The sequence below is a fragment of the Micromonospora sp. L31 genome (assembly GCF_052068075.1).
Lineage (GTDB): Bacteria > Actinomycetota > Actinomycetes > Mycobacteriales > Micromonosporaceae > Micromonospora > Micromonospora purpureochromogenes.
Window position 1 is genome coordinate 191,699 of sequence record NZ_JBQHDC010000004.1, and the last position, 19,417, is coordinate 211,115.

Annotated in this window: 16 protein-coding genes; 7 read left to right on the top strand and 9 right to left on the bottom strand. The window is 74.6% G+C overall.

Annotated elements, in window-relative coordinates:
- Positions 1-34: 34 nt before the first annotated feature.
- Genes ACTMS9_RS13665 through ACTMS9_RS13675 form a run of 3 tightly spaced genes read right to left on the bottom strand, consistent with a single transcriptional unit; the run spans position 35 to position 2,015 of the window.
- Positions 35-673, bottom strand: a complete 639-nt coding sequence (locus ACTMS9_RS13665; protein ID WP_441165089.1) for a methyltransferase domain-containing protein — start codon at positions 671-673, stop codon at positions 35-37.
- The gene (locus ACTMS9_RS13670; RefSeq protein ID WP_441146281.1) at positions 670-1,344 is read right to left on the bottom strand and encodes a TIGR04282 family arsenosugar biosynthesis glycosyltransferase; all 675 of its coding nucleotides are present in this window, start codon (positions 1,342-1,344) and stop codon (positions 670-672) included. Before ACTMS9_RS13670 ends, ACTMS9_RS13665 begins: the two co-directional genes overlap by 4 nt.
- Positions 1,341-2,015 (bottom strand): glycosyltransferase family 2 protein, encoded by a 675-nt coding sequence (locus ACTMS9_RS13675; protein ID WP_358009356.1) that lies wholly within the window; start codon positions 2,013-2,015, stop codon positions 1,341-1,343. Before ACTMS9_RS13675 ends, ACTMS9_RS13670 begins: the two co-directional genes overlap by 4 nt.
- A 145-nt stretch (positions 2,016-2,160) precedes the next feature.
- On the opposite strand from ACTMS9_RS13675, the gene ACTMS9_RS13680 reads away from it, so the two are divergent.
- Positions 2,161-3,660, top strand: a complete 1,500-nt coding sequence (locus ACTMS9_RS13680) for a hypothetical protein (RefSeq protein ID WP_441165090.1) — start codon at positions 2,161-2,163, stop codon at positions 3,658-3,660.
- Between the two features lie 130 nt (positions 3,661-3,790).
- On the opposite strand, the gene ACTMS9_RS13685 is transcribed toward ACTMS9_RS13680, so the two are convergent.
- Positions 3,791-4,852 carry an NAD-dependent epimerase/dehydratase family protein gene (locus ACTMS9_RS13685; RefSeq protein WP_441165091.1) on the bottom strand — a complete coding sequence of 354 codons (1,062 nt, stop codon included), beginning with the start codon at positions 4,850-4,852 and terminating at the stop codon, positions 3,791-3,793.
- A 329-nt stretch (positions 4,853-5,181) separates the two neighbouring features.
- Here ACTMS9_RS13685 and ACTMS9_RS13690 point away from each other — a divergent pair, with 329 nt between their 5' ends.
- Together ACTMS9_RS13690 and ACTMS9_RS13695 are read left to right on the top strand one after the other, a co-directional pair.
- Entirely contained in the window at positions 5,182-6,462 is a 1,281-nt protein-coding gene (locus ACTMS9_RS13690; RefSeq protein ID WP_441146807.1) for a molybdopterin-dependent oxidoreductase, read from the top strand.
- Positions 6,455-6,898 carry a hypothetical protein gene (locus tag ACTMS9_RS13695; RefSeq protein ID WP_441165092.1) on the top strand — a complete coding sequence of 148 codons (444 nt, stop codon included), beginning with the start codon at positions 6,455-6,457 and terminating at the stop codon, positions 6,896-6,898. The genes ACTMS9_RS13690 and ACTMS9_RS13695 overlap by 8 nt, the downstream gene beginning before the upstream one ends.
- 36 nt (positions 6,899-6,934) lie before the next feature.
- Here ACTMS9_RS13695 and ACTMS9_RS13700 read toward each other — a convergent pair whose 3' ends face one another.
- Positions 6,935-7,171 carry a hypothetical protein gene (locus ACTMS9_RS13700; protein WP_441146288.1) on the bottom strand — a complete coding sequence of 79 codons (237 nt, stop codon included), beginning with the start codon at positions 7,169-7,171 and terminating at the stop codon, positions 6,935-6,937.
- Between the two features lie 180 nt (positions 7,172-7,351).
- Here ACTMS9_RS13700 and ACTMS9_RS13705 point away from each other — a divergent pair, with 180 nt between their 5' ends.
- From ACTMS9_RS13705 to ACTMS9_RS13715, 3 genes are read left to right on the top strand one after another with little or no spacing between them, the layout of a single operon-like run.
- The gene (locus ACTMS9_RS13705; RefSeq protein ID WP_441146290.1) at positions 7,352-8,005 is read left to right on the top strand and encodes a hypothetical protein; all 654 of its coding nucleotides are present in this window, start codon (positions 7,352-7,354) and stop codon (positions 8,003-8,005) included.
- Positions 8,002-8,412 carry a phage holin family protein gene (locus ACTMS9_RS13710; RefSeq protein WP_441165093.1) on the top strand — a complete coding sequence of 137 codons (411 nt, stop codon included), beginning with the start codon at positions 8,002-8,004 and terminating at the stop codon, positions 8,410-8,412. Before ACTMS9_RS13705 ends, ACTMS9_RS13710 begins: the two co-directional genes overlap by 4 nt.
- A 17-nt stretch (positions 8,413-8,429) precedes the next feature.
- Positions 8,430-9,095: a DUF3618 domain-containing protein gene (locus tag ACTMS9_RS13715; RefSeq protein ID WP_441146292.1), complete on the top strand. Its 666-nt coding sequence runs from the start codon at positions 8,430-8,432 to the stop codon at positions 9,093-9,095.
- 69 nt (positions 9,096-9,164) lie between these two features.
- Here ACTMS9_RS13715 and ACTMS9_RS13720 read toward each other — a convergent pair whose 3' ends face one another.
- Positions 9,165-10,256 (bottom strand): NYN domain-containing protein, encoded by a 1,092-nt coding sequence (locus tag ACTMS9_RS13720; protein ID WP_441146294.1) that lies wholly within the window; start codon positions 10,254-10,256, stop codon positions 9,165-9,167.
- Between the two features lie 256 nt (positions 10,257-10,512).
- On the opposite strand from ACTMS9_RS13720, the gene ACTMS9_RS13725 reads away from it, so the two are divergent.
- Positions 10,513-10,746 carry a hypothetical protein gene (locus ACTMS9_RS13725; RefSeq protein ID WP_441165094.1) on the top strand — a complete coding sequence of 78 codons (234 nt, stop codon included), beginning with the start codon at positions 10,513-10,515 and terminating at the stop codon, positions 10,744-10,746.
- 147 nt (positions 10,747-10,893) lie between these two features.
- Here ACTMS9_RS13725 and ACTMS9_RS13730 read toward each other — a convergent pair whose 3' ends face one another.
- The 3 genes from ACTMS9_RS13730 to ACTMS9_RS13740 all read right to left on the bottom strand — a co-directional run bounded on the left by ACTMS9_RS13730 (position 10,894) and on the right by ACTMS9_RS13740 (position 19,372).
- The gene (locus ACTMS9_RS13730) at positions 10,894-14,547 is read right to left on the bottom strand and encodes a discoidin domain-containing protein (protein WP_441165095.1); all 3,654 of its coding nucleotides are present in this window, start codon (positions 14,545-14,547) and stop codon (positions 10,894-10,896) included.
- 125 nt (positions 14,548-14,672) lie between these two features.
- The gene (locus tag ACTMS9_RS13735) at positions 14,673-17,537 is read right to left on the bottom strand and encodes a discoidin domain-containing protein (RefSeq protein WP_441165096.1); all 2,865 of its coding nucleotides are present in this window, start codon (positions 17,535-17,537) and stop codon (positions 14,673-14,675) included.
- Positions 17,538-17,719: 182 nt separating this feature from the next.
- Positions 17,720-19,372, bottom strand: coding sequence for a glycoside hydrolase family 13 protein (locus tag ACTMS9_RS13740; RefSeq protein WP_441146302.1), 1,653 nt, complete (start codon positions 19,370-19,372; stop codon positions 17,720-17,722).
- Positions 19,373-19,417: the final 45 nt, after the last annotated feature.

Sequence of the window (19,417 nt, forward strand, 5' to 3'; positions counted from 1 at the left end):
ACTGACCCGCCCGGACCGGCGGACGGCGCGGCGGTCAGGGGCGGGTCAGCTCGGCGAACCAGCGGCGGCCGGCCCGGAACACCTCGCCGACCGCCAGCCCGGCCGCCACCGCCGGGCCCGCCACCGCGCCGGTGTCCAGCCAGGCCCAGCGGAAGCTCGGCCCCGGACGCCGACCGGTCAGCACGTGGACCTGCCCCTGCCAGGCGCCGGACCCGGGCGGCTCCAGCTCCACCAGCACCGTGCCGGCCGGCCGCAGCAGCGCCCGGCACCGGCGCAGCAGCGCCGCCGGGTCGCCGCCGATGCCGATGTTCCCGTCCAGCAGCACCGCGTGCGCCCAGCGTCCCTCCGCCGGCAGCGGGCCGAACAGGTCGGCCTGTACGGCCACCGCGCCCCGGGCCCGGGTCAGCGCCACCGCCCGGGCCGACACGTCCACCCCGAGGGTGGTCAGCCCGGACCGGGTCAGGGCCAGGGTCACCCGGCCCGGTCCGCAGCCCAGGTCCAGGGTGGGGCCGGCGCAGCGGGCGAGCACCGCCGTGTCCGCCGGGTCGGCCGAGCCGTGCCAGCGGTCCACCGGCAGCCGGCGGCGCAGTCCGTCGGCGGGCACCAGCCAGTGCGCGTCCACGCCCCGGTCGCGCAGGGCGGCGGCGAAGCCGTCCACGGTCGGCGCGGTCACGCCCGCACCACCATGGCCCGGCGTACCGCGGCGACCTGCCGGGCGAACCGGCCGTCCGGGGCCGCGGCGGCCACCGCCCGGGCGTCCGACCAGTCGTCCACGTCCCGCAGCACCGGCAGCGGCACGGTACGCAGCCCTCGCTCGGCCAGCGCCGACCAGGTCGACCGGCCGGTGTCCGGGGTCGACATCGGCACCGCGCGCAGCGCCACCGCCTGCCGGGGGTCGCGCAGCCCCAGCGCCCACCAGCCGCCGTCGGCGGCCCGCCCCAGCACCGCGTCGGCGTCGGCCAGCCGGCGTACGGCGGCGGCCAGCCGCGCCGGGGTCAGCTGCGGGGTGTCCATGCCGATCTGGAGCACCGGACGGCCCGGGAAGGCGTCGGCGACGTCGGCGTGGGCGTGCACCAGCCGGGCGGCGAAGTCCGCGCCCCGCTGCGGCAGGACCGGCCAGCCGGCGACGGCGGCGGTCAGCGCGGCGGCGTCCTCGGCGTCGGCGAGGAGTCCGGCCAACGCCAGCACCGGCGTCACCCCGGGGGTCTCCCGGACGGCGTCCAGGGTGTCCCGCAGCGCGGCAGCGGCCACCCGGGCGGCCTGCACGCCGGTCGCGGGCGGGCAGAGCCGGGTCTTCACCGCGCCGGGCACGGGCGCCTTGGCGACCACCAGCAGCACGGTCACCGGGGACCGTCCACGCTGCGCAGCACGGCGGCGAAGTCGCGGGTGGCGCGCAGGGTGCCGCGGACCGAGCCGGAGACCTTGGAGCGGGTACCGACGGCACGGGGGGCGTAGGCGACGTCGAGTTCGTGGATCCGCCAGCCCGCCGCGGCGGCCCGGATCAGCAGCTCCAGCGGGTAGCCGAAGGCCCGGTCGGTGACGCCGAGACCCAGCAGCGCCTCGCGCCGGGCCACCCGGATCGGGCTCAGGTCGCGCAGTGGCACGCCCCGGTGCCGCAGCAGCGCGGCGACCAGCGCGGTGCCGGCGCGGGCGTGCCAGGGCCACACCCCGACGCGGACCGGGCGGCGGCGGCCGACGGCCAGGTCGGCGATCCCCTCGGCGACCGGGGCGACCAGGGCGGGCAGCTCCCGAGGGGCGAAGGAGCCGTCGGCGTCGAGGACGCAGACCAGCTCCGTCCCGGCGGCCTCGATCCCGGCGTGCACGGCCGCGCCGTACCCCCGGCGGGGCTCGTGCACCACCCGGGCGCCGTACCGGGCGGCCACCTCGGGCGAGCCGTCCCGGGAGCCGTTGTCCACCACGATCGCCCGATAGCCGGGCGGCAGCGCGGTCAGCACGCCGGGCAGGGCGGCGGCCTCGTCCAGGCACGGCAGCACCACGTCGATCTGTGTCGGCATACCGCCGACGCTAGGTCCGCCCGGGGCCGCCCGCGCCGCGTTCGGCCTTACGGAACGCTTACCGAGCAGGCATTTCTTACCGTCCGGTGACGTACCGGTGGTTCGGCTGACGAGCCGGCGCGCAGGTGCGTACCGTCCGGTCGACATGAGACCCGGTGCCACCCTCCCCCGCTCGCCCGCCCCCGACCGTGCCCCGGCCCGCGACCGGGGCGATGTCGTCGTGTTGGCGGTCGAGGCGGCGCTGCTGGCCGCCGCGGTGGCCGTCGGCGCGGTGCTGAACCACCGGGGGGTGGGCCTGCACGCCGACGCCGCGCCGCTCTACGCCACCTGGCGGCCGCACCTCGGCTGGGGCACGCCGGCGGCGCTGCTGGTCGCCGGCGTCGTGCTCGGCCCCGGGCTGCGCTGGGCCCGGACCGCCCGGTGGGGCCCGCTGCTCGGCGCCGGCTACCTGGCGGCGGTCGCCTGGACGCTGGCCCTGGCGCTGGTCGACGGCTGGTCGGCGGGGCTGACCCGGCGGCTCACCCCGCAGGCGGAGTACCTGCACGAGGTGCCCGGGGTGACCGACGTCCGGCGGATGCTGGCCGGCTTCACCGACCGGATCCTCGACTTCCAGCCGGACTCGTGGTCCACCCACACCGCCGGCCACCCGCCGGGCGCGCTGCTGTTCTTCGTCGGCCTGGACCGGGTCGGCCTGGGCGGCGGGACGGCGGCGGCGCTGGCGTGCGTCCTGGTCGGCGCGAGCATCGTGGTGTCCGTACCGCTGGCGCTGCGGGCGCTGGGCGCCGGCGAGGCGGCCCGGGCGGTGCTGCCGTTCCTGGTGCTGCTGCCCGGGGCGGTCTGGGTGGGCGCCTCCGCCGACGGCGTCTTCACCGGCGTGGTCGCCGCCGGCCTGGCCCTGCTGGCGGTACGCGGACCCGCGACCGCGCTGGCCGGCGGGCTGCTGCTCGGCTTCGCGCTGCACCTGTCGTACGGCTTCGTGCTGGTCGGGCCGCTGGCCCTGGCCGTGCTGGCGTTGCGCCCCTCGGGTCGACGCGGTGCGCTGCTCGCCGGGTCGGCCGGGGTGAGCGCGGTGGTGCTGGGGTTCACCCTCGCCGGCTTCCAGTGGTGGCAGGGGTACGACCGGGTGGTCGAGCGCTACTACCAGGGCTGGGCCGCCGACCGCCCGTACGGGTACTGGGTCTGGGCCAATCTGGCGGCGCTGCTGCTCTCGGCCGGGCCGGTGGTCGGGCCGGCCCTGCGCCGCACGCTGCTGGCGGCCCGGGTGAGCTGGCGCGGCACGGCCCGAGCGGGTGCGGCGGAGCCGTCCGGCTCCGCCCCGACGGCCGGGGCTCCGGGCCGGGTCGCGGACCGGGTTGCGGGCCGGCTGGTGGGCGGCCTCCTCGCGCACCGCCGGCCGGTCGCGCCGGCGTCCCGGATGCGGCTGCTCGGGCCGACCGTGCTGCTGCCGGCCGCCGCCGCGCTGGCGGTGATCGGCGCCGACCTGTCCGGCATGAGCAAGGCCGAGGTGGAGCGGATCTGGCTGCCGTTCGCGGTCTGGCTGCTGGTCGCCGCCGCGTACCTGCCCGCGCCGGCCCGCCGCTGGTGGCTGGCCGGACAGGCGCTCACCGCCCTGACCGTCAACCACCTCCTCTTCACCGTCTCCTGACCGGCAGCCCCTCCCCCGACGCCCGCTCGCACTTTCCGAGAAAGAGCGCCCATTCCGCCGCCCGAGGCCACTCTTTCCGAGAAAGTGCGCGCTCGCGGCGCGGCCGGCGCGGGGCGGCGGGTGCGGGGGGTCAGGCTGGTACGGCGGCTGGGGCGCGGAGTGGGTCGGTGGCGAAGGCGGTCACCCCGTCGAGGAAGCCGACCCGGGCGGTGTAGCCGAGCAGTTCGCGCGCGCGGCCCGGGTCGGCGACCACGTGCCGTACGTCCGCGGCGCGGGCGCCGCCGACCACCACCGGGGCCGGCCCGCCCATCGCGGAGGCCAGCGCGGCGGCGAGGTCGCCGACGGTGTGCGGCTCGCCGGAGCAGACGTTGAGCGGCACCAGGCCGTCCGGGGCGGGCGCGGTCAGCGCCAACAGGTTCGCCCGCGCCACGTCGGTGACGTGCACGAAGTCGCGGCGCTGCCCGCCGTCCTCGTACACCCGGGGCGGCCGGCCGTCCGCCAGCGCCGAGCGGAAGATCGAGGCGACCCCGGCGTACGGGGTGTCGCGGGGCATCCGGGGACCGTAGACGTTGTGGTAGCGCAGCGCCCACACCCCGCCCCCGGTCTGCCGGGCCCAGGCGGCGGCCAGGTGCTCCTGCGCCAGCTTGCTGGCCGCGTACGTGCTGCGCGGCTCCAGCGGGGCGTCCTCGGGCACCAGCAGGGCGGCGAGGGTGCCGCCGCACTCCGGGCAGGTGGGGTCGTACCGGCCGGCGGCCAGGTCGGCGGCGCGGCGCGGGGCGGGCCGGACCACGCCGTGCCGGGCGCAGCCGTAGCGCCCCTCGCCGTAGACCACCATGGAGCTGGCCAGCACCAGCCGGGTCACACCGGCCCGGTGCATCGCGGCGAGCAGCACCGCCGTGCCGTAGTCGTTGTGGCTGGCGTAGTCGGGGGCGTCCGAGGGGTCCAGCCCGTGCCCGACCATCGCCGCCTGGTGGCACACCGCGTCCACCCCGGCCAGCAGGTCGTCGAGCAGCTCCGGGTCCCGCACGTCGCCGATCACCGGGTCGTGCCGGCGCGACCACTCCGGGAGCGCGCCGCCGTGCGCCTGCGGCAGCAGGGCGTCCAGGCACACGACCTGATGCCCCTCGGCGACGAGCAGGTCCGCGACCTGCGATCCGATGAACCCGGCCGCGCCGGTGACCAGTACCCGCATTCCCGACACGCTAGGTCAGCGCGGCGGCCCGGCGGGCCGGTTCGGGCCGGACGTCAGCACTCCGTAAGGGACCCGCGGTAAGCCTTCGGTAATGCGGCAAAGCGGGCCGGCGGGCGGGGTCGCCGTCTAGCGTCCAGCACGAGGGCCACCGTGCCCGAGCAGTCCCGCCCGCAGGAGGTCCCGTGCCCGCCGACCCGCCGCCACCGCCCGGCGACCCGACGCCCGGGCGCGGCGGGCCGGGCCGGGCGGCCGACCGGTCCGCGCCGCGGGCCGCCGCCGGCACGTCCGCCGGCGCCACCGACACCCACGGGTACGCCTACCCGGCGCGACTGTGGCGGGCGCTGGACCGGCACCGCCCACCCGGCGTCGACGCCACTGCCGACGCCTGGCGCAGCCCGGTGCGCGGCCCGTGGTTGACCTCGGTGTTCGGGGCGGTGCTGCTCGCCGCCCTGCCGCTGGTGATCGTCACCGGGCTGCTGGACTGGATCGCCTACGGCCCCCGGCTCGGCCAGGCGTTCCCCCGCGACGTGGGCTGGCTGCACCCGCCCGTCTTCGACTGGCCCACCCGGCCGGCCTGGCTGTTCCGGCTCACCCAGGGCCTGCACGTGACGCTCGGCATCGTGCTGGTCCCGGTGGTGCTGGGCAAGCTCTGGTCGGTGGTGCCGAAGCTCTTCGACTGGCCGCCGGCCCGCTCGGTGGCCCAGGTGCTGGAACGGCTGTCGCTGCTGCTGCTGATCGGCGGGATCCTCTTCGAGACGGCCACCGGCCTGCTCAACATCCAGTACGCCTACCTGTTCGGGTTCGACTTCTACACCGCGCACTGGTACGGCGCCTGGGTCTTCACCGCCGCCCTGGTCACCCACGTGGCGATCAAGCTGCCCCGGCTGGTCACGGCACTGCGCGGGCCGGGCTTCGCGCGTACCCCGGTGGAGCGGACCGGGCCGGAGCCGGCGGATCCGGACGGCCTGGTGTCCCGGCGGCCCGGCCCGGCGACGATGAGCCGGCGCGGGGTGCTGGCCCTGGCGGGCGGTGGCGCGCTGCTGCTGGCCGCGCTGACCGTCGGGCAGAGCCTGGACGGGGTGCTGCGCCGCACCGCGCTGCTGCTGCCCCGGGGTCGGCAGCCCGGCGACGGGCCGAACGGCTTCCCGGTCAACCGCAGCGCCGCGGCGGCCGGCGTCCAGCCCACCGACACCGGCGCCGGCTGGCGACTGACCGTACGCGGCGGCGGGCGCAGCGTCGAGCTGGACCGGGACCGCCTGCTTGCGATGGCGCAGCACACGGCGGACCTGCCGATCGCCTGCGTGGAGGGCTGGTCGACGGCGCAGACCTGGACCGGGGTGCGGCTGCGCGACCTCGCCGCGCTGGTCGGCGCGCCGGCGGCGGCCACGGCGTCGGTCCGGTCGCTGGAGCGGGCCGGCCTGTTCCGCCAGGCCCGGTTGCAGGCCAACCAGGTCCGCGACCCCGACTCGCTGCTCGCCCTGCGGGTCAACGGGGTCGACCTCTCCCCCGACCACGGCTATCCGGCGCGGATCATCGTGCCGGCGCTGCCGGGCGTGCACTGCACCAAGTGGGTCCGGGAGATCGTTTTCGAGGGGCGTGCCGATGGCTAGATTCCGGCGGGCCTACGGCGCCGCGCCCTGGCATTTGCTGCTCCTGCTCGGCTGCTTCGCGGTGACCGGCTGGATCGTGCTGCGGCTGGCCGGGGAGGGGTCGGCGGTGCGGATGCTGCTCTGGTTCCTCGGCGCGGTGATCGCCCACGACCTGCTGCTGTTCCCGGTCTACGCGCTGGCCGACCGGGCGCTGCGAGCCGGAGCGGGCCGTCGGGACGGCCCGTCGGCGCTGAACCACGTCCGGGTGCCCGCGCTCGCCGCCGGCCTGCTCCTGCTCGTCTACCTGCCCGGCGTCCTCGGCCTCGGCGACGGCACGTACACCGCGGCGACCGGCCTGACCCCCCGGCCGCTGCTGACCCGCTGGCTGGCGATCAGCGGGGCGCTCTTCGCCGCCAGCGCGGCGCTGTACGCGCTGCGCCGGTGGCGACACCGCTGAGCCGGGGGGAGCCGTCGGACGGCTGGCCGCCCGGTGTCAGCGCTTGGGCGACAACGGGTTGTCCATGCGGCTGCCGGCGGGGGTCATGACCTCCGGGGACGGGGTGGTGGATTCGCCGCCGGAGCCCACCCAGTTCTCGGCACCGGCGCCCTTGCGCCGCCGCAGCGCCGCGGCACCGGCCGCTCCCGCAGTGAGGACGACCGCCGCCAGCGGCCACCAGTTCCGGCGGTGCATCCGCGCCGCCCGCCTCTTCTGCAACATCGTCATTCTCATGCGTCCATTGTCCAAATCCGTCGGGGCGCCGGCGGTGAAATCGGCACCTACACCCGTTCGGTTGGCGGGTGCCAGGTCGCGAGGACGGCCGGCGCCGGTTGGACGTATACACCGGGCGGCGAGGGGTAACCGGCGTTCCCGTTCCTGCCCGAAGGGCGGGCCCCGACGAAGGGAGATCGCATGACGACGGGTCGGGAATCACCTCCTGTATCCGGTGACGGATCGCGCGGCGGCAAGGTCGGACAGATCCGGCAGGAGGCCGGCCGCTTCGGCCAGGAGACGGCGCAGGCCGGCGGGCACACCGCCCGGCAGGCGATGGAACAGGGCCGGCAGGTCGCCTCGGAGGGCCGCCAGCAGGCCCGCAACCTGCTCAGCGAGGCCTCCGCGCAAGCTCGGACGCAGGCCGAGGAGCAGCAGCGGCGGGCCGCCGACAGCCTGCGCACGCTGGGTACGCAACTGCGGTCCATGGCCGACGGCGCCGACCAGGGCGGCATGGCCGCCGACGTCGTCCGCCGGGGCGCGGACGCCGCACAGCAGGCCGCGGGCTGGCTGGACGAGCGCGAACCCGGCGCCCTGGTGCGCGAGGTACGCGACTACGCCAGCCGGCACCCCGGGGCCTTCCTCGCCGGGGCCGCGATCGCCGGGCTGCTAGCCGGACGGTTGGGCCGCGCCCTCACCGGCGGCCAGGACGGCCAGGGCGGTGGCGGTGAAGGCGGCAGGTTCGCCGGCGAGGGCCCGCCGGCGGCGGCCCGGACGCCGTTGAACGTGCCGGCGAGTCCGGGGATGACCGCGCCGGTCCGCCACGGTCCGATGGGCCATGAGGTGGGCCCATGAGCGCATCGCCCATGGGCCCGGGCGGGGGTTCGGACAAGACCCAGGCCTCCATCGGTGAGCTGCTCGCCGACGCCACCCGCAACTTCTCCTACCTCCTGCGCAAGGAGGTGGAGCTCGCCAAGGCCGAGGTGCGGGAGGAGGCACGCAGCCTCGGCATGGTGGCAGCCATGTTCGCCGCCGCGGCGATCGCGGCGCTGCTGACCCTGGTGTTCCTGTCCCACGCCCTGTGGTGGGCACTGTCCAACGTCATGGACCAGGGCTGGGCCGCGTTGATCGTCGCCATCGTCTGGGCGGTGATCGGCGCCGTGCTCGCCTCCCGGGCGCGCAAGCAGCTACGCACGGTGAAAGCCGTACCGCGTACCAAGCAGACCGCGCAGGAGATTCCGGACGCGGTCAGAGGCCGCTGAAACCGAAGGGAGACGTCATGTCCACCGATCCGGACCGGATCCGGTACGACATCGAGGCAGCCAGAGCGGAGTTGAGCAGTGACGTCGACGCGTTGACCGACCGGGTCAACCCGCGTCGGATCGCGGCCGCGCCGGTGAACCGGGCCCGTGGCCGGCTCAGCCGCATGGTCGACACGATCATGGGCAACGCCAGGCACGCGCGGGACATGGCCAGCCACCAGGCGTCCGGCGTGACGCAGCGGGCCTCGGCCACCACGCACCGGCTGTCCGACACCACGCAACACCTGACCGGTACGGCGCAGCACGGCGCCGCCACCGCCGGCGAGCGGGCGCGGGGCCTCACCCACGCCTCGCGGGAACGTGCCGAGGGCAATCCGCTCGCCGCGGGCCTCATCGCCTTCGGCGTGGGCGCGCTGGCCTCGTCGCTCCTGCGGCCCAGCCGCAAGGAGCGGGAGCTGGCCGAGCGCGTCAAGCACCAGGCCATGGAACACTCGGACCAGTTCAAGCAGCAGGCCAGCGGCGTGATGCACGGCGTGCAGGACAACCTGCGCGAACCCGTCCAGCAGGCGACCGAGCAGGTCAGGTCCACCGCGGCCCAGGGCGTGGCCTCGGTCCGCGACACGGGCGTCGGGGAGGCGCAGCACATCCGCGAGGACGCGCGGGAGGCACCACGCAGGTGGTGAGAGCCGGTCGGCAGGGGTCCACCCGGTGCTGGCGGTCAGTCCGCGGGTGGTCCCGGCCGGCGCGCTCGGTCAGGAGGCCTGCGGGGTGAGCAGGTAGTCGTCGGCGTCGGCGTTCCACTCCAGGTGGACCACGCCGCTGGTGGCGGCCGCCTTGCAGAACTGGAGGAAGCTGCGGTAGCCGAGCTTCTTCTCGCTGAAGTCGGGCCGCGCCCGCCGGAGCTGGTTCTTCAGGCCGGACAGCGCCGCCGCGCCGTCGGCGCCGGCCAGGTCCTGGACCACGGCGCGCAGCAGCCCGAACGCCTCCTCCCGGTCGCCGTGTTCGGGCAGGGAGACCTCCGGGTCGCCCTTGGCCGGACCCTCCGCCAGCTCGACGACGTTCTGCTTGGCGAGGTGGCGCAGGAGTTCGCCGAAGGTGCGGAACCCGTAGTCGGACTCGGTGAAGGTCGGGTCCTTGCGCAGCAGGGTGCGCTTCAACGTCGACGCGGTCACCTCGCCCCCCGAGCTGCCCTGGAGACCGGCCACCGTCTGGGCCACCAGGCCCGCGAGGGTGTCCACGTCGCGGACCGGTTCCTCGACCGCCGCCTGGGGCTCGGGTTCCTGCTCGACCTGTTCCTGCTCCACCTGCTGCGGTTCGGGGCTGGGCACCCGCGCCGGACGGGCCCGCCGGGCGCGGGTCGGCGGGATGTCGACACCTTCCAGCCGGTCGTAGTAGAGGAACTCGTCGCAGGCGGGCGGCAGCAGCGCGGAGGTCGACTTCTCCACCCCGACGCCGATCACCCGCTTGTTGAGCTCGCGGAGCTTGTGGACCAGCGGCGTGAAGTCGCTGTCCCCGGTGCAGATCACGAACGTCGAGATGTACTCGCGCTCGAAGGCCAGCTCCACCGCGTCGACCGCCATCTTGATGTCGGCGGCGTTCTTGCGGGAGGCGCCCATGCGCTGGGGTATCTCGATCAGCTCGACGTGCGACCGGGTGAGCATCCGACGGTCCTCGTCGAAGTACGACCAGTCCGCGTACGCCCGCCGCACGACCACCCGGCCCCGCTCAGCGAGGGCGTCGGCGATGGGGCGGAAGTCGAAGGCCATGCCGCCGCGGTGGTCGCGCGCCCCCAGCGCGAGGTTCTCGTAGTCGAGGAACAGGGCGATCCGGTCTTCGTGATCCACGCAGGTCAGCCTACGCCCGGGGCCGGCCGGACACCGCCGAGGTCGCCCGGCGCGCCCGCGCCGCACCCCCGGCCGGTGATTCCACCGCCCCCCGCCAGTCCGGGCCGCCCCGCAGCACCCAGCGCGGGCGGGCCGCAACGAGCCAGGCCCGTCACCGGCCATCAGCCGCTCGTCCTGGGAATGGGACTCATCGGCGGTGGGATTGACGGCCCGAATGTCCGAGAATCGTTCACAGCAGTACGGAGATCGGAGACCGATGCCCGATCCGCATGAGCCGGTGAGTCCGTCGTGGCGGTGCCGCGACTGCGGGCACGAGTGGCCCTGCCCCAGCCGCCGGCAGATCCTGCTCGACGAGTACCGGCAGCAGTCGACCAACCTGCGGGTGTACCTCGCCACCTGCCTGACCTCGGCCACCCAGGACCTGCCGGCCAACCCCGCCGAACTGCGCGACCGCTTCCTCGGCTGGGTGCCACACCGGGTGCCGTCCTGAGCGGACCCGCCCCGCGCGGTGGCCCGGCGACGGCGCCGCGCGGGGTGAACGGCGCCGCCGGGCCGGGACGCGGAGCCGGCCGGCCCGGGGCGACCGGACGCCGCCGGACGGCGGTGAGCCCGCCGACGGCGTCCGGTCCCCCGACGGTCAGTTCCGGTTGATGGTGAAGGTGGACGTGGTGTTGCGGATGTCCTGGTCGTTGTTGCTCAGCCGCAGGTTGGTGAAGGTGGCGGAGCCGACCGCCGGGCCCTGTCCGGCCTCCGGCATCTCGTTGACCCAGATCCCGAAGCCGGACTTGGCGTCGAAGGCGTCCCCGCTGCGCCGGGCGCCGCTGATCGAGACGTTGGTGAAGACGGTGTCGGTGACCGGGTACTGCGGCTGCCCGCCGACGTAGTTGGTCTGGAACATGATGCCGCTGTAGGTCGGGTCGACGATGTCGACGTCGCTGACCCGGATGCCCTGGAACACCTTCGAGGCGGAGAAGACCCAGATCGCCGGGAAGGTCTGCGCGCCCCAGAAGTGCCCGCCGGCCCGGACGATGGAGATGTTCTCGAACCGGGTGGGCGGGTCGGCGCCGAAGCCGTTCATCGGGTAGCCGAAGTCCAGCGAGCTGATCGTGATGCCGGAGTAGACCAGCGTGTCGGCGATGTAGATGTTGCGGAACGTGTTGCCGTACCCGCCGTACACGGCCACCCCGGCGGCGCGCCAGGTCAGCAGCGACGTCAGGTTCTCGTAGACGTTGTCCTTCATGTCGGCGCCGCCGGCGTCGATCGCCGAGAAGAGCGCGAAGCTGTCGTCGCCGGTCGCCCGCGCCTCGTTGTTGCTGACCAGGTTGTTGGTGCTGCCGTTGGTCATGTTCACGCCGTCGGCGAAGGTGTTGCGGATCCGGGAGTTGCGGATCGTCGTGCGGTCGGTGTTCGCGCCCCAGTAGAGGCAGACCTGATGCTCGGCCCAGATGTTGTCGATCACCATGTCGGCCACGTTGGCGAAGTCGAACACCTTGCCCGGCCCGTCGATGCGGGAGGTGTAGTTGCCGAAGTAGGCGAAGCCGGAGAACGTCGAGCCGTTGGCGGTGGCGTCCGCCCGGAAGCCCACGTCGGTGTTCTCCTGGCTGCGCGGCGCGACGAACCGGGTGTACCAGGGGCCGGCGCCGAGCACCTTGACGGCCTTGCCGTACACCTGGAACTTCTGGGCGGTCGCGTACGTCCCCGGCGGCAGGTAGACCCCGAGCGCCGTCGCGCTCTGCCGGGCGGCGTCCAGCGCGTTCTGCACGTCCTGGTGACCGAAGCCGGCCGGTACCAGGTACCGCGCCGGGTCCGGGTTGGCGATCGGCGCGACCTGCTCGGTGTTGATGAAGTCGATCGCGTACGTGGTGGTGTTGGCCGGGTCCTTCTGGAGCCGGATCCGGCTGCCGGCCGGCACCGTCGCGTTGAGCATGACGTTGGCCTCGTCGTAGATGTGCCGCGGTCCGCCCGCCCCCGGGGAGTTGCCCGGGCTGGCCTCGTTGCCGTACAACCACGCGTGCCGGGAGGTGAGGTCGATGGCCTTGTGGAAGGCGCCGTTGACGTAGACGTTCAACGTCGCGTCGATCCCGCCGCCGCCCGGGGCGTCCGGGATGGAGAAGCGGGTGACCAGCGTGTTGGTGCTGGCCCGGGTGGTGAACTCGACGTAGCTGCCGGTCGAGTTGAGGGTGACCGCCCGCCGGCCGGACGCCTCGCCGGCCAGGTCGCCGACGGTCCGGTTCGGTCCGACGACGGCCGCGCCGCCACCGACCACGCCGTCCTCGGCCTCGTACATGTCGTACGGCATGTTCGCGCCCCGCCCGACGAAGAGCGGCCGCTCGCTGGTGTTGTTCTGCTGCTTCGCCGGCAGCTCGTTGGCGTCGGCCGCGACCACCACCCGCACGGTGTACCGGCCGTTCGCCGCGGTCCAGCTGCCCAGTGCGACCGGGCCGGTGGTGGCGCCCGGGTTGATCACCCCGGAGTACGCGCCGGTCAGCGTGCGGACCACCGCGCCCGACTGGTCGAGCAGGGTCAGCGTGATCGCGTGCGTGCCGGCGGCCGAGGCGACGCTGCCCGCGTTGCGCAGCGTCACGGAGAAGGCCACCGCGCTGCCCGCCGACGGGTTGCCCGGGGTCCAGACGACCGACGCGGCGACCAGGTCGGAGCTGGCCACCGGGTTCACCACCAGCTCCGACGGGCTGGTGTAGCTGTTGTTCGTCTCGTCGGACTCGATGACGGCGTTCGCCTCGTCGACCTTGGCGCTCAGCGGGTAGCTGCCGGCCGCGCGGGCCCCGATGTTCGCCGTGACGGTGGTCGAGGCGCCGGCGGCCAGGGCGCCGACCGGCGCGCTGCCCACCCGCACCCCACCGAGGTAGAGGTTGACGGCGGTGGCGGTGGAGGCGACCGTGCCCGCGTTGCGGACGGTGGCGGAGAGGGTGACCGCGTCGGCCTCGGTCGGGTTGGCCGGGCTGGCCGACAGGGCGGTGACGGTCAGGTCCGGGTTGGGGGCGGGCACGCCGATCACCTGGAACTCGGCCACCTGCCCGCCCGGGGCGCCGGAGTTGGCGGTGAAGGTCAGCCGCAGGTCGGCGGCGGTGGCGGAGACCGGGATGGTCACCGTGTTGCCGGACGCCGGATTGAAGGTGTACCCGGCGGCACCGACCAGGCTCGTGAACGACGTGGCGCTCTGCTCCCGGCCGAGCACCTGCACGGTCTGCGTCCGGGTGCCCCACACCGGGTCCGGGTTCAGCTTCAGCACCACCGCGCTCACGCTGGCGTTCGCCCCGAGCTGCACGGTCAGCGTGCCCGGGTAGCCGGCGCTCTCCCAGTAGGTGGCGGTGTTGTTGTCGTTGGCGTTGGTCGCGACGAAGGTGTGCACGTACGACGAGGCGGTGATCGGGCGGCCGACCGCGAGGTTGCTGCCGCCGGTGCCGCTGCCGGTGCGGGTGACCGTGTTGCTGTTCGCCGACTGGTTGCCGGCGGCGTCCCTGGCCCGCACGTGATAGCTCACCGTGGCGCTGGTGGGCTGGTTGTCGGTGAAGGTCAGCACGGTGCCGGCGACGCTGCCGCGCAGCGCGCCGTTGGCGTACACGTCGTAGCCGGTGACGCCGACGTTGTCGCCGGCGGCGGTCCAGGTCAGCCTGATCTGCCCGCTGGTGGGTTCGGTGTAGGCCAGGTTGGTCGGGGCGGTCGGCGCCTGGGTGTCCCCGGTCGCCGTGCCGTAGACCTCGAACTCGGAGAGCTGCCCGGCGGGCCAGCCGGTGTTGCCGGTGAAGGTGAGCCGGACGTAGCGGCTGCCGGTGGCGGTCAGCGGAACGGTCACCGTGTTGCCGGTGGCCGGGTCGAAGGTGTAGCCGGCGGACGGCTTCAGGGTGGTGAAGGTCGAGCCGGTGGTGCTGCCCTGCACGGACAGCGTCTGGGTCCGGGTCTGCCAGGCGGCGGCCGGGGGCAGCTTCAGCACCAGCCGGTCCACGGTGACGGTGGCGCCGAGGTCGGCCTGGATCCACTGCGGGAAGGCGTTGTTGGCGCTCTCCCAGTAGGTGTCCGGGTTGCCGTCGTTGGCGTTGGCCGGGCCGTACACCTGGTTGACGCTGCTGGCGGTCATGGTGGCGGCGATCCCGGCCAGCGCCGCGGCGGTGGCGGGGGCCGGCGCGGCGGCCCGGGGGGCGCCGTCGCGGGGGCCGGCCGGGGCTGCGGCGGCGGGCACGGCGGGCCCGCCGGTGACCAGCAGTGCGGTGGCCAGCAGGCCGGCGGTCAGCCACCGGCCGGGGGTACGTCGTCTCGTGCTGTTTCCGGGCATGGCGGAGCTGCACCTTCTCTCGGGGGTGGTGGTGCCCGCCGGAGGGCGGGGGGTGCCCTGGCGGGGTGGAGCTGCCGGGCCGGCCGGGTCGCGGGGACGGCCGACCGGCCCGGAGACGGGCGCCGTCAGGCGGCGTGGACCTCGAACTCGGAGACCTGGCCGGCGGGCCAGGCGGTGTTGCCGGTGAAGGTCAACCTCAGGTGCCGCTGGGTGGTGGCGGGGAAGGTGATGGTGACCGTGTTGCCGGTCGCCGGGTTGAAGGTGTACCCGGCCGAGGGCTTCAGCGTGGTGAACGTCCCGCCGTCCGCCGAGCCGAGGACCGCGAGGGTCTGGGTACGGGTCTGCCAGGCCGTCACCGGCGGCAGCCTCAGCACCACCCGGGACACCGAACGGGCGGCCCCCAGGTCGACGGTCAGCGACTGCGGGAAGGCGTTGTTGGCGCTCTCCCAGTAGGTGGCCGGGTTGCCGTCGACCGCGTTGCCGGCGCCGTACACGTCGGCGTGGCTGGTCTCGGTGACCGGCCGGCCCAGCGCCAGGTTCCCCGACGGCGGCGGGGTGGTGGTGGGCGGCGGCGTGGTGGTCGGCGGCGGGGTCGTGCCGCCGCCGTACACCTCGAACTCGGCGACCTGGCCCGCCGGCCACCCGGTGTTGCCGGTGAAGCTCAGCCGCAGGAACCGCCGGCTGCCGGCCGGCAGGGTGACCGACACGGTGTTGCCGGTGGCGGGGTTGAACGTGTACCCGGCCGACCCGACGACCGTCGAGTACGCCGCGCCGTCCGTCGAGCCGGCCACCGAGAGGGTCTGGGTGCGGGACTCCCAGCCCGCGGGCAGTTTCAACACGATCCGGTCGGTGTCGACCGCCGCGCCGAGGTCGACGGTGAGCGTCTGCGGGAACGCGCCGTTGGCGCTCTCCCAGTAGCTGCCGGCGTTGCCGTCCACGGCGTTGCCCGCCACGTAGTTCTGCGACACGCTCGACGCGGTCACCGGCCGGCCCTGCGCCAGATTCCCGCCCGTCGGCGGCGGGGTGGTCGGGGGCGGGGTGGTCGGCGGTGGGGTGGTCGGGGTGCCGGTGGGCGGGCTGGTCGGGCCGTTGCCCCACTGCGGGGTCGGCCACGGTCCGCAGTACGGGGTGGCGGTGTACCAGCCGGAGTTGCCGGCGCCCTGGCTGATCTGGAAGCCGCTGCCGACGCAGTTGTGCATGGGGTTGCTCTGCGCGATGCCGGTGGCGCGCACGCCGGTGAACGACACCTGGCTCGGCGCCTGCACCTGCAGCGCGTACGTGCCGGCGCCGTCGATCCGGACGTTGGCGAAGCTGATCCCGCTGGTCTGGCCCTCGATCCAGTGCAGAGCGGCGTAGGAGCTGTCCAGGATGTCGGTGTCGGTGACCCGGATGCTGGCGCCCTGGATCGGCTCGTTCAGCGCGGAGAACCAGATCGCGCCGACGCCGAAGTTCCAGTTGTAGTCGGAGTTGCCGTTGCGGATCAACGTGTTCCGGGCGACGGTGATCGTCCCGGCGACCGCGGTCGGGCCCTGCACCCCGGGATAGCGGTTGGCGACGTGGATGCCGCCGCCGTTGGTCACCGAGTCGGCGGTGACGTTGTCGGCGATGGTGATGTCCCGGCCGCCGTATGTGACCAGGTGGTTGGCCAGCACGGTCACGCCGATGGTGTTGTGGGTGAAGGAGTTGCCGACGTTCGGCACGTTCTGCGCCCACATCGCCAGGGCGTCGTCGCCGGTGTTGCGGACGAACGTGTTGGTCACCGTCGAGTTGGTGACGCCCCAGTGGAAGTTCACCCCGTCGGCGGTCTGGTCGAGAATCCGGCTGTTGCGGATGGTGAAGTTGTCCATCGGGCCGTCCATCCAGGCGCCGACCTTGGTGTGCTGCATCCAGACGTTGTCGACCACCGAGTTGCTCATCGCGCCGCCGATGGCGTTGACCTGGTCCTCGTCGACGCGTTCCCGGATGTCGCCGATGATGGCGAAGTCGCGCAGGGTGACGTTGCGGCTGGGGCCACCGGCCTCGTGCGGCCGGATCCCCCCGCTGTACCCGCCGCCGGGCACGTACTTGCCGTAGATGCCGGCGGCGCGTGTGCGGTCGGTGGGGTGCCGGCCGCCGAGCACCGAGTACCAGGGCCCGGCGCCGCGCAGGGTCACCCCGTCGACGACGACGTGGTCCCAGAGGGTGAAGGTGCCGGCGGGGATCCACACCGCCCGGCCCTGGGCCTTCCCGGCGTCCACGGCGGCCTGGAACTTCGCCGTCGAGTCGGTGGCGCCGCTCGGGTCGGCGCCGAAGTCGGTGACCACGTCCAGCACGCCGGCGGGCTTGGTGATCTGCGCGCCGACCAGCTCGAAGTCGGCCAGGTCGACGGTGAAGCTCGGCGACTGGGCGGTCGAGGAGACCTGCAACCGGATCCTGGTGCCGGTCGGGTAGGTGGTCCCGAACATGGTCCGCGTCTCGTCGTAGAAGTGGTGCGGGTTGGTGTCGCCGGGGTTGTTGTTGAACGGGTATCCGCCGTAGAACCAGCCGTACCGGGAGGTGACCGGCACCGCCTTCACCAGGCTGCCGTTCGCCCGCAGGTCGAGGCTGGCGTCCCGGCCGGTGCCGGCGGCGTTGTCCGGGAGGCTGTAGCGGAAGGTCACCGCGTTGGCCGGGGCGGTCAGGGTGAACTCGACGTACTCGCCGACGGTGTCGAGGGTGACCGCCTCCCGGCCGGACGCCTCGGACGGCAACTGACCGTAGTAGCGGGTGGGGCCGATCTTCGTACCGTTGTGGGTGGCCCGCTCGGCCTCGTGCTCGACGAACGGCACGGTGGCGCCGCGGCCGGCGATGTCGAACGGGGACAGCCCGGCGGCGTGTGCCGGGGTGGCGGTGGAGACCGCGACGGCGCTGACGCACGCCGCCACGAGCGTGGTGCCGACGATCGCGGCCAGCAGGGAGCGGGCGGATCGTCCCGGGGGTGGAGCGGGGGTGCCGATGGTGTGGTGGGCCATGAGCGGAGCTCTCCGTTTCGTCGGGCGGGCCGGGTCCCCCGTGATGCGGGCGTTGCGCTCTGCGGTACCTCCGTTCCGTTGCGCCGGCGAGGGGGCCGGCGACGTGGCGGCGGGTCGGGACGGACCGGCCGGTGGGGGTGGCGCCGGCCGGTCGGGACGGACCGGCCGGCGCCGGGGACACCTCAGGAGGCCGGCGCGGCGCCGGGGTGGGCCGGCCGTTCCCGGGTACGCAGCCAGACGGCGGTGTCCGGCGGCAGCAGGTCGTCGTCCAGGGGCGCGCTGGCGAGCAGTCGCGCCTCGTGCGGGGGCAGCGGCACCGGGGTCGTGCCGAGGTTCACCAGGCAGGCGAAGGCGGGACCGCGGGCGAAGGCGAGCACCCCGTCGGGGGCCGGCAGCCAGCGCAGCGTCCCGTCACCGAGGTCCGCCTCGGTACGCCGCACGCCGATCGCAGCCCGGTACAGCTCCAGCATCGAGTGCGGGTCGTCGGTCTGCGCCCGGACGGTCCGGTCCTTCCACTCCGCCGGTTGGGGCAGCCAGGGCGTCCGGGTCGTGCCGTCCGGGCTGAACCCGAACGGCGGTGCGTCGCCGGCCCAGGGCAGCGGGACCCGGCAGCCGTCCCGGCCGTGACCCGAGCGCTCCCACATCGGGTCCTGGCGCAGCGCGGGCGGGATGTCCTCGACCTCCCACAGGCCCAGCTCCTCACCCTGGTAGACGTAGACCGCGCCGGGCAGGGCGAGGGTGAGCAGCGCCGCCGCCCGGGCCCGGAGGGTGCCCAGCTCCAGGTCGGTGGGGACGCCTTCGCGCTTGCTGGCGAAGCTGAACGTGGTGTCCGCCCGGCCGTAGCGGGTGACGTGGCGGGTCACGTCGTGGTTGGACAGCACCCAGGTGGCGGGCGCGCCGACGGGGGCGTGCGCGGCGAGCGTCTCGTCGACGCAGTGGCGCAGCGCCGTCGCGTCCCAGGCGCAGCCGAGGAAGTCGAAGTTGAACGCCGAGTGCAGCTCGTCCGGACGCAGGTAGTGGGCGAACCGTTCCTGGTCCGGCAGCCACACCTCGCCGATCAGCGCCCGCTCCCCGGGGTAGGAGTCGGCGATCCGTCGCCAGGCGCGGTAGATCTCGTGCACCCCGTCGAGGTCGTGGAACGGGTGCGGCCGGTCCGCCAGGGCCTCGGGCAGCGTCCCGTCCTTGACCAGCAGGCCCGCCGAGTCGATCCGGATGCCGTCCACCCCCCGGTCGAACCAGAACCGCAGGATGTCCTCGAACTCCGCCCGCACCCGGGGGTGGTCCCAGTTGAAGTCCGGCTGCTCGGCGGTGAACAGGTGCAGGTACCAGTCGCCGGGGGTGCCGTCCGGGTTGACGGTCCGGGTCCAGGTCTCGCCGCCGAACTCGCCGACCCAGTCGGTGGGCCGCTGGTCGCCGTTCGGGCCCCGGCCGGGGCGGAACCAGAACAGCTCCCGCTCGGGCGCGTCCGGCCCGCCGGCGAGCGCCGCCTGGAACCAGGGGTGCGCATCGGAGCAGTGGTTCGGCACCACGTCGACGATGATCCGGATGCCGAGCGCGTGTGCCTCCGCGATCAGCGCCTCCGCCTCGGCCAGGGTGCCGAAGACCGGATCGATGTCGCGGTGGTCGGCCACGTCGTAGCCGGCGTCGGCCATCGGGGAGGGGTACCAGGGGCTGAACCAGATCGCGTCGACGCCGAGCGCGGACAGGTGGCTCAGCCGGGACCGGATCCCGGCGAGGTCGCCGATGCCGTCGCCGTTGCCGTCGGCGAAGCTACGCGGGTACACCTGGTAGATCACCGCGCCACGCCACCACGGACCCTTGTCTGCTGTGGACACGAGCACCTGCTTTCTGCGTCGGTACGTCGGCGGGTTCGCCGGAGA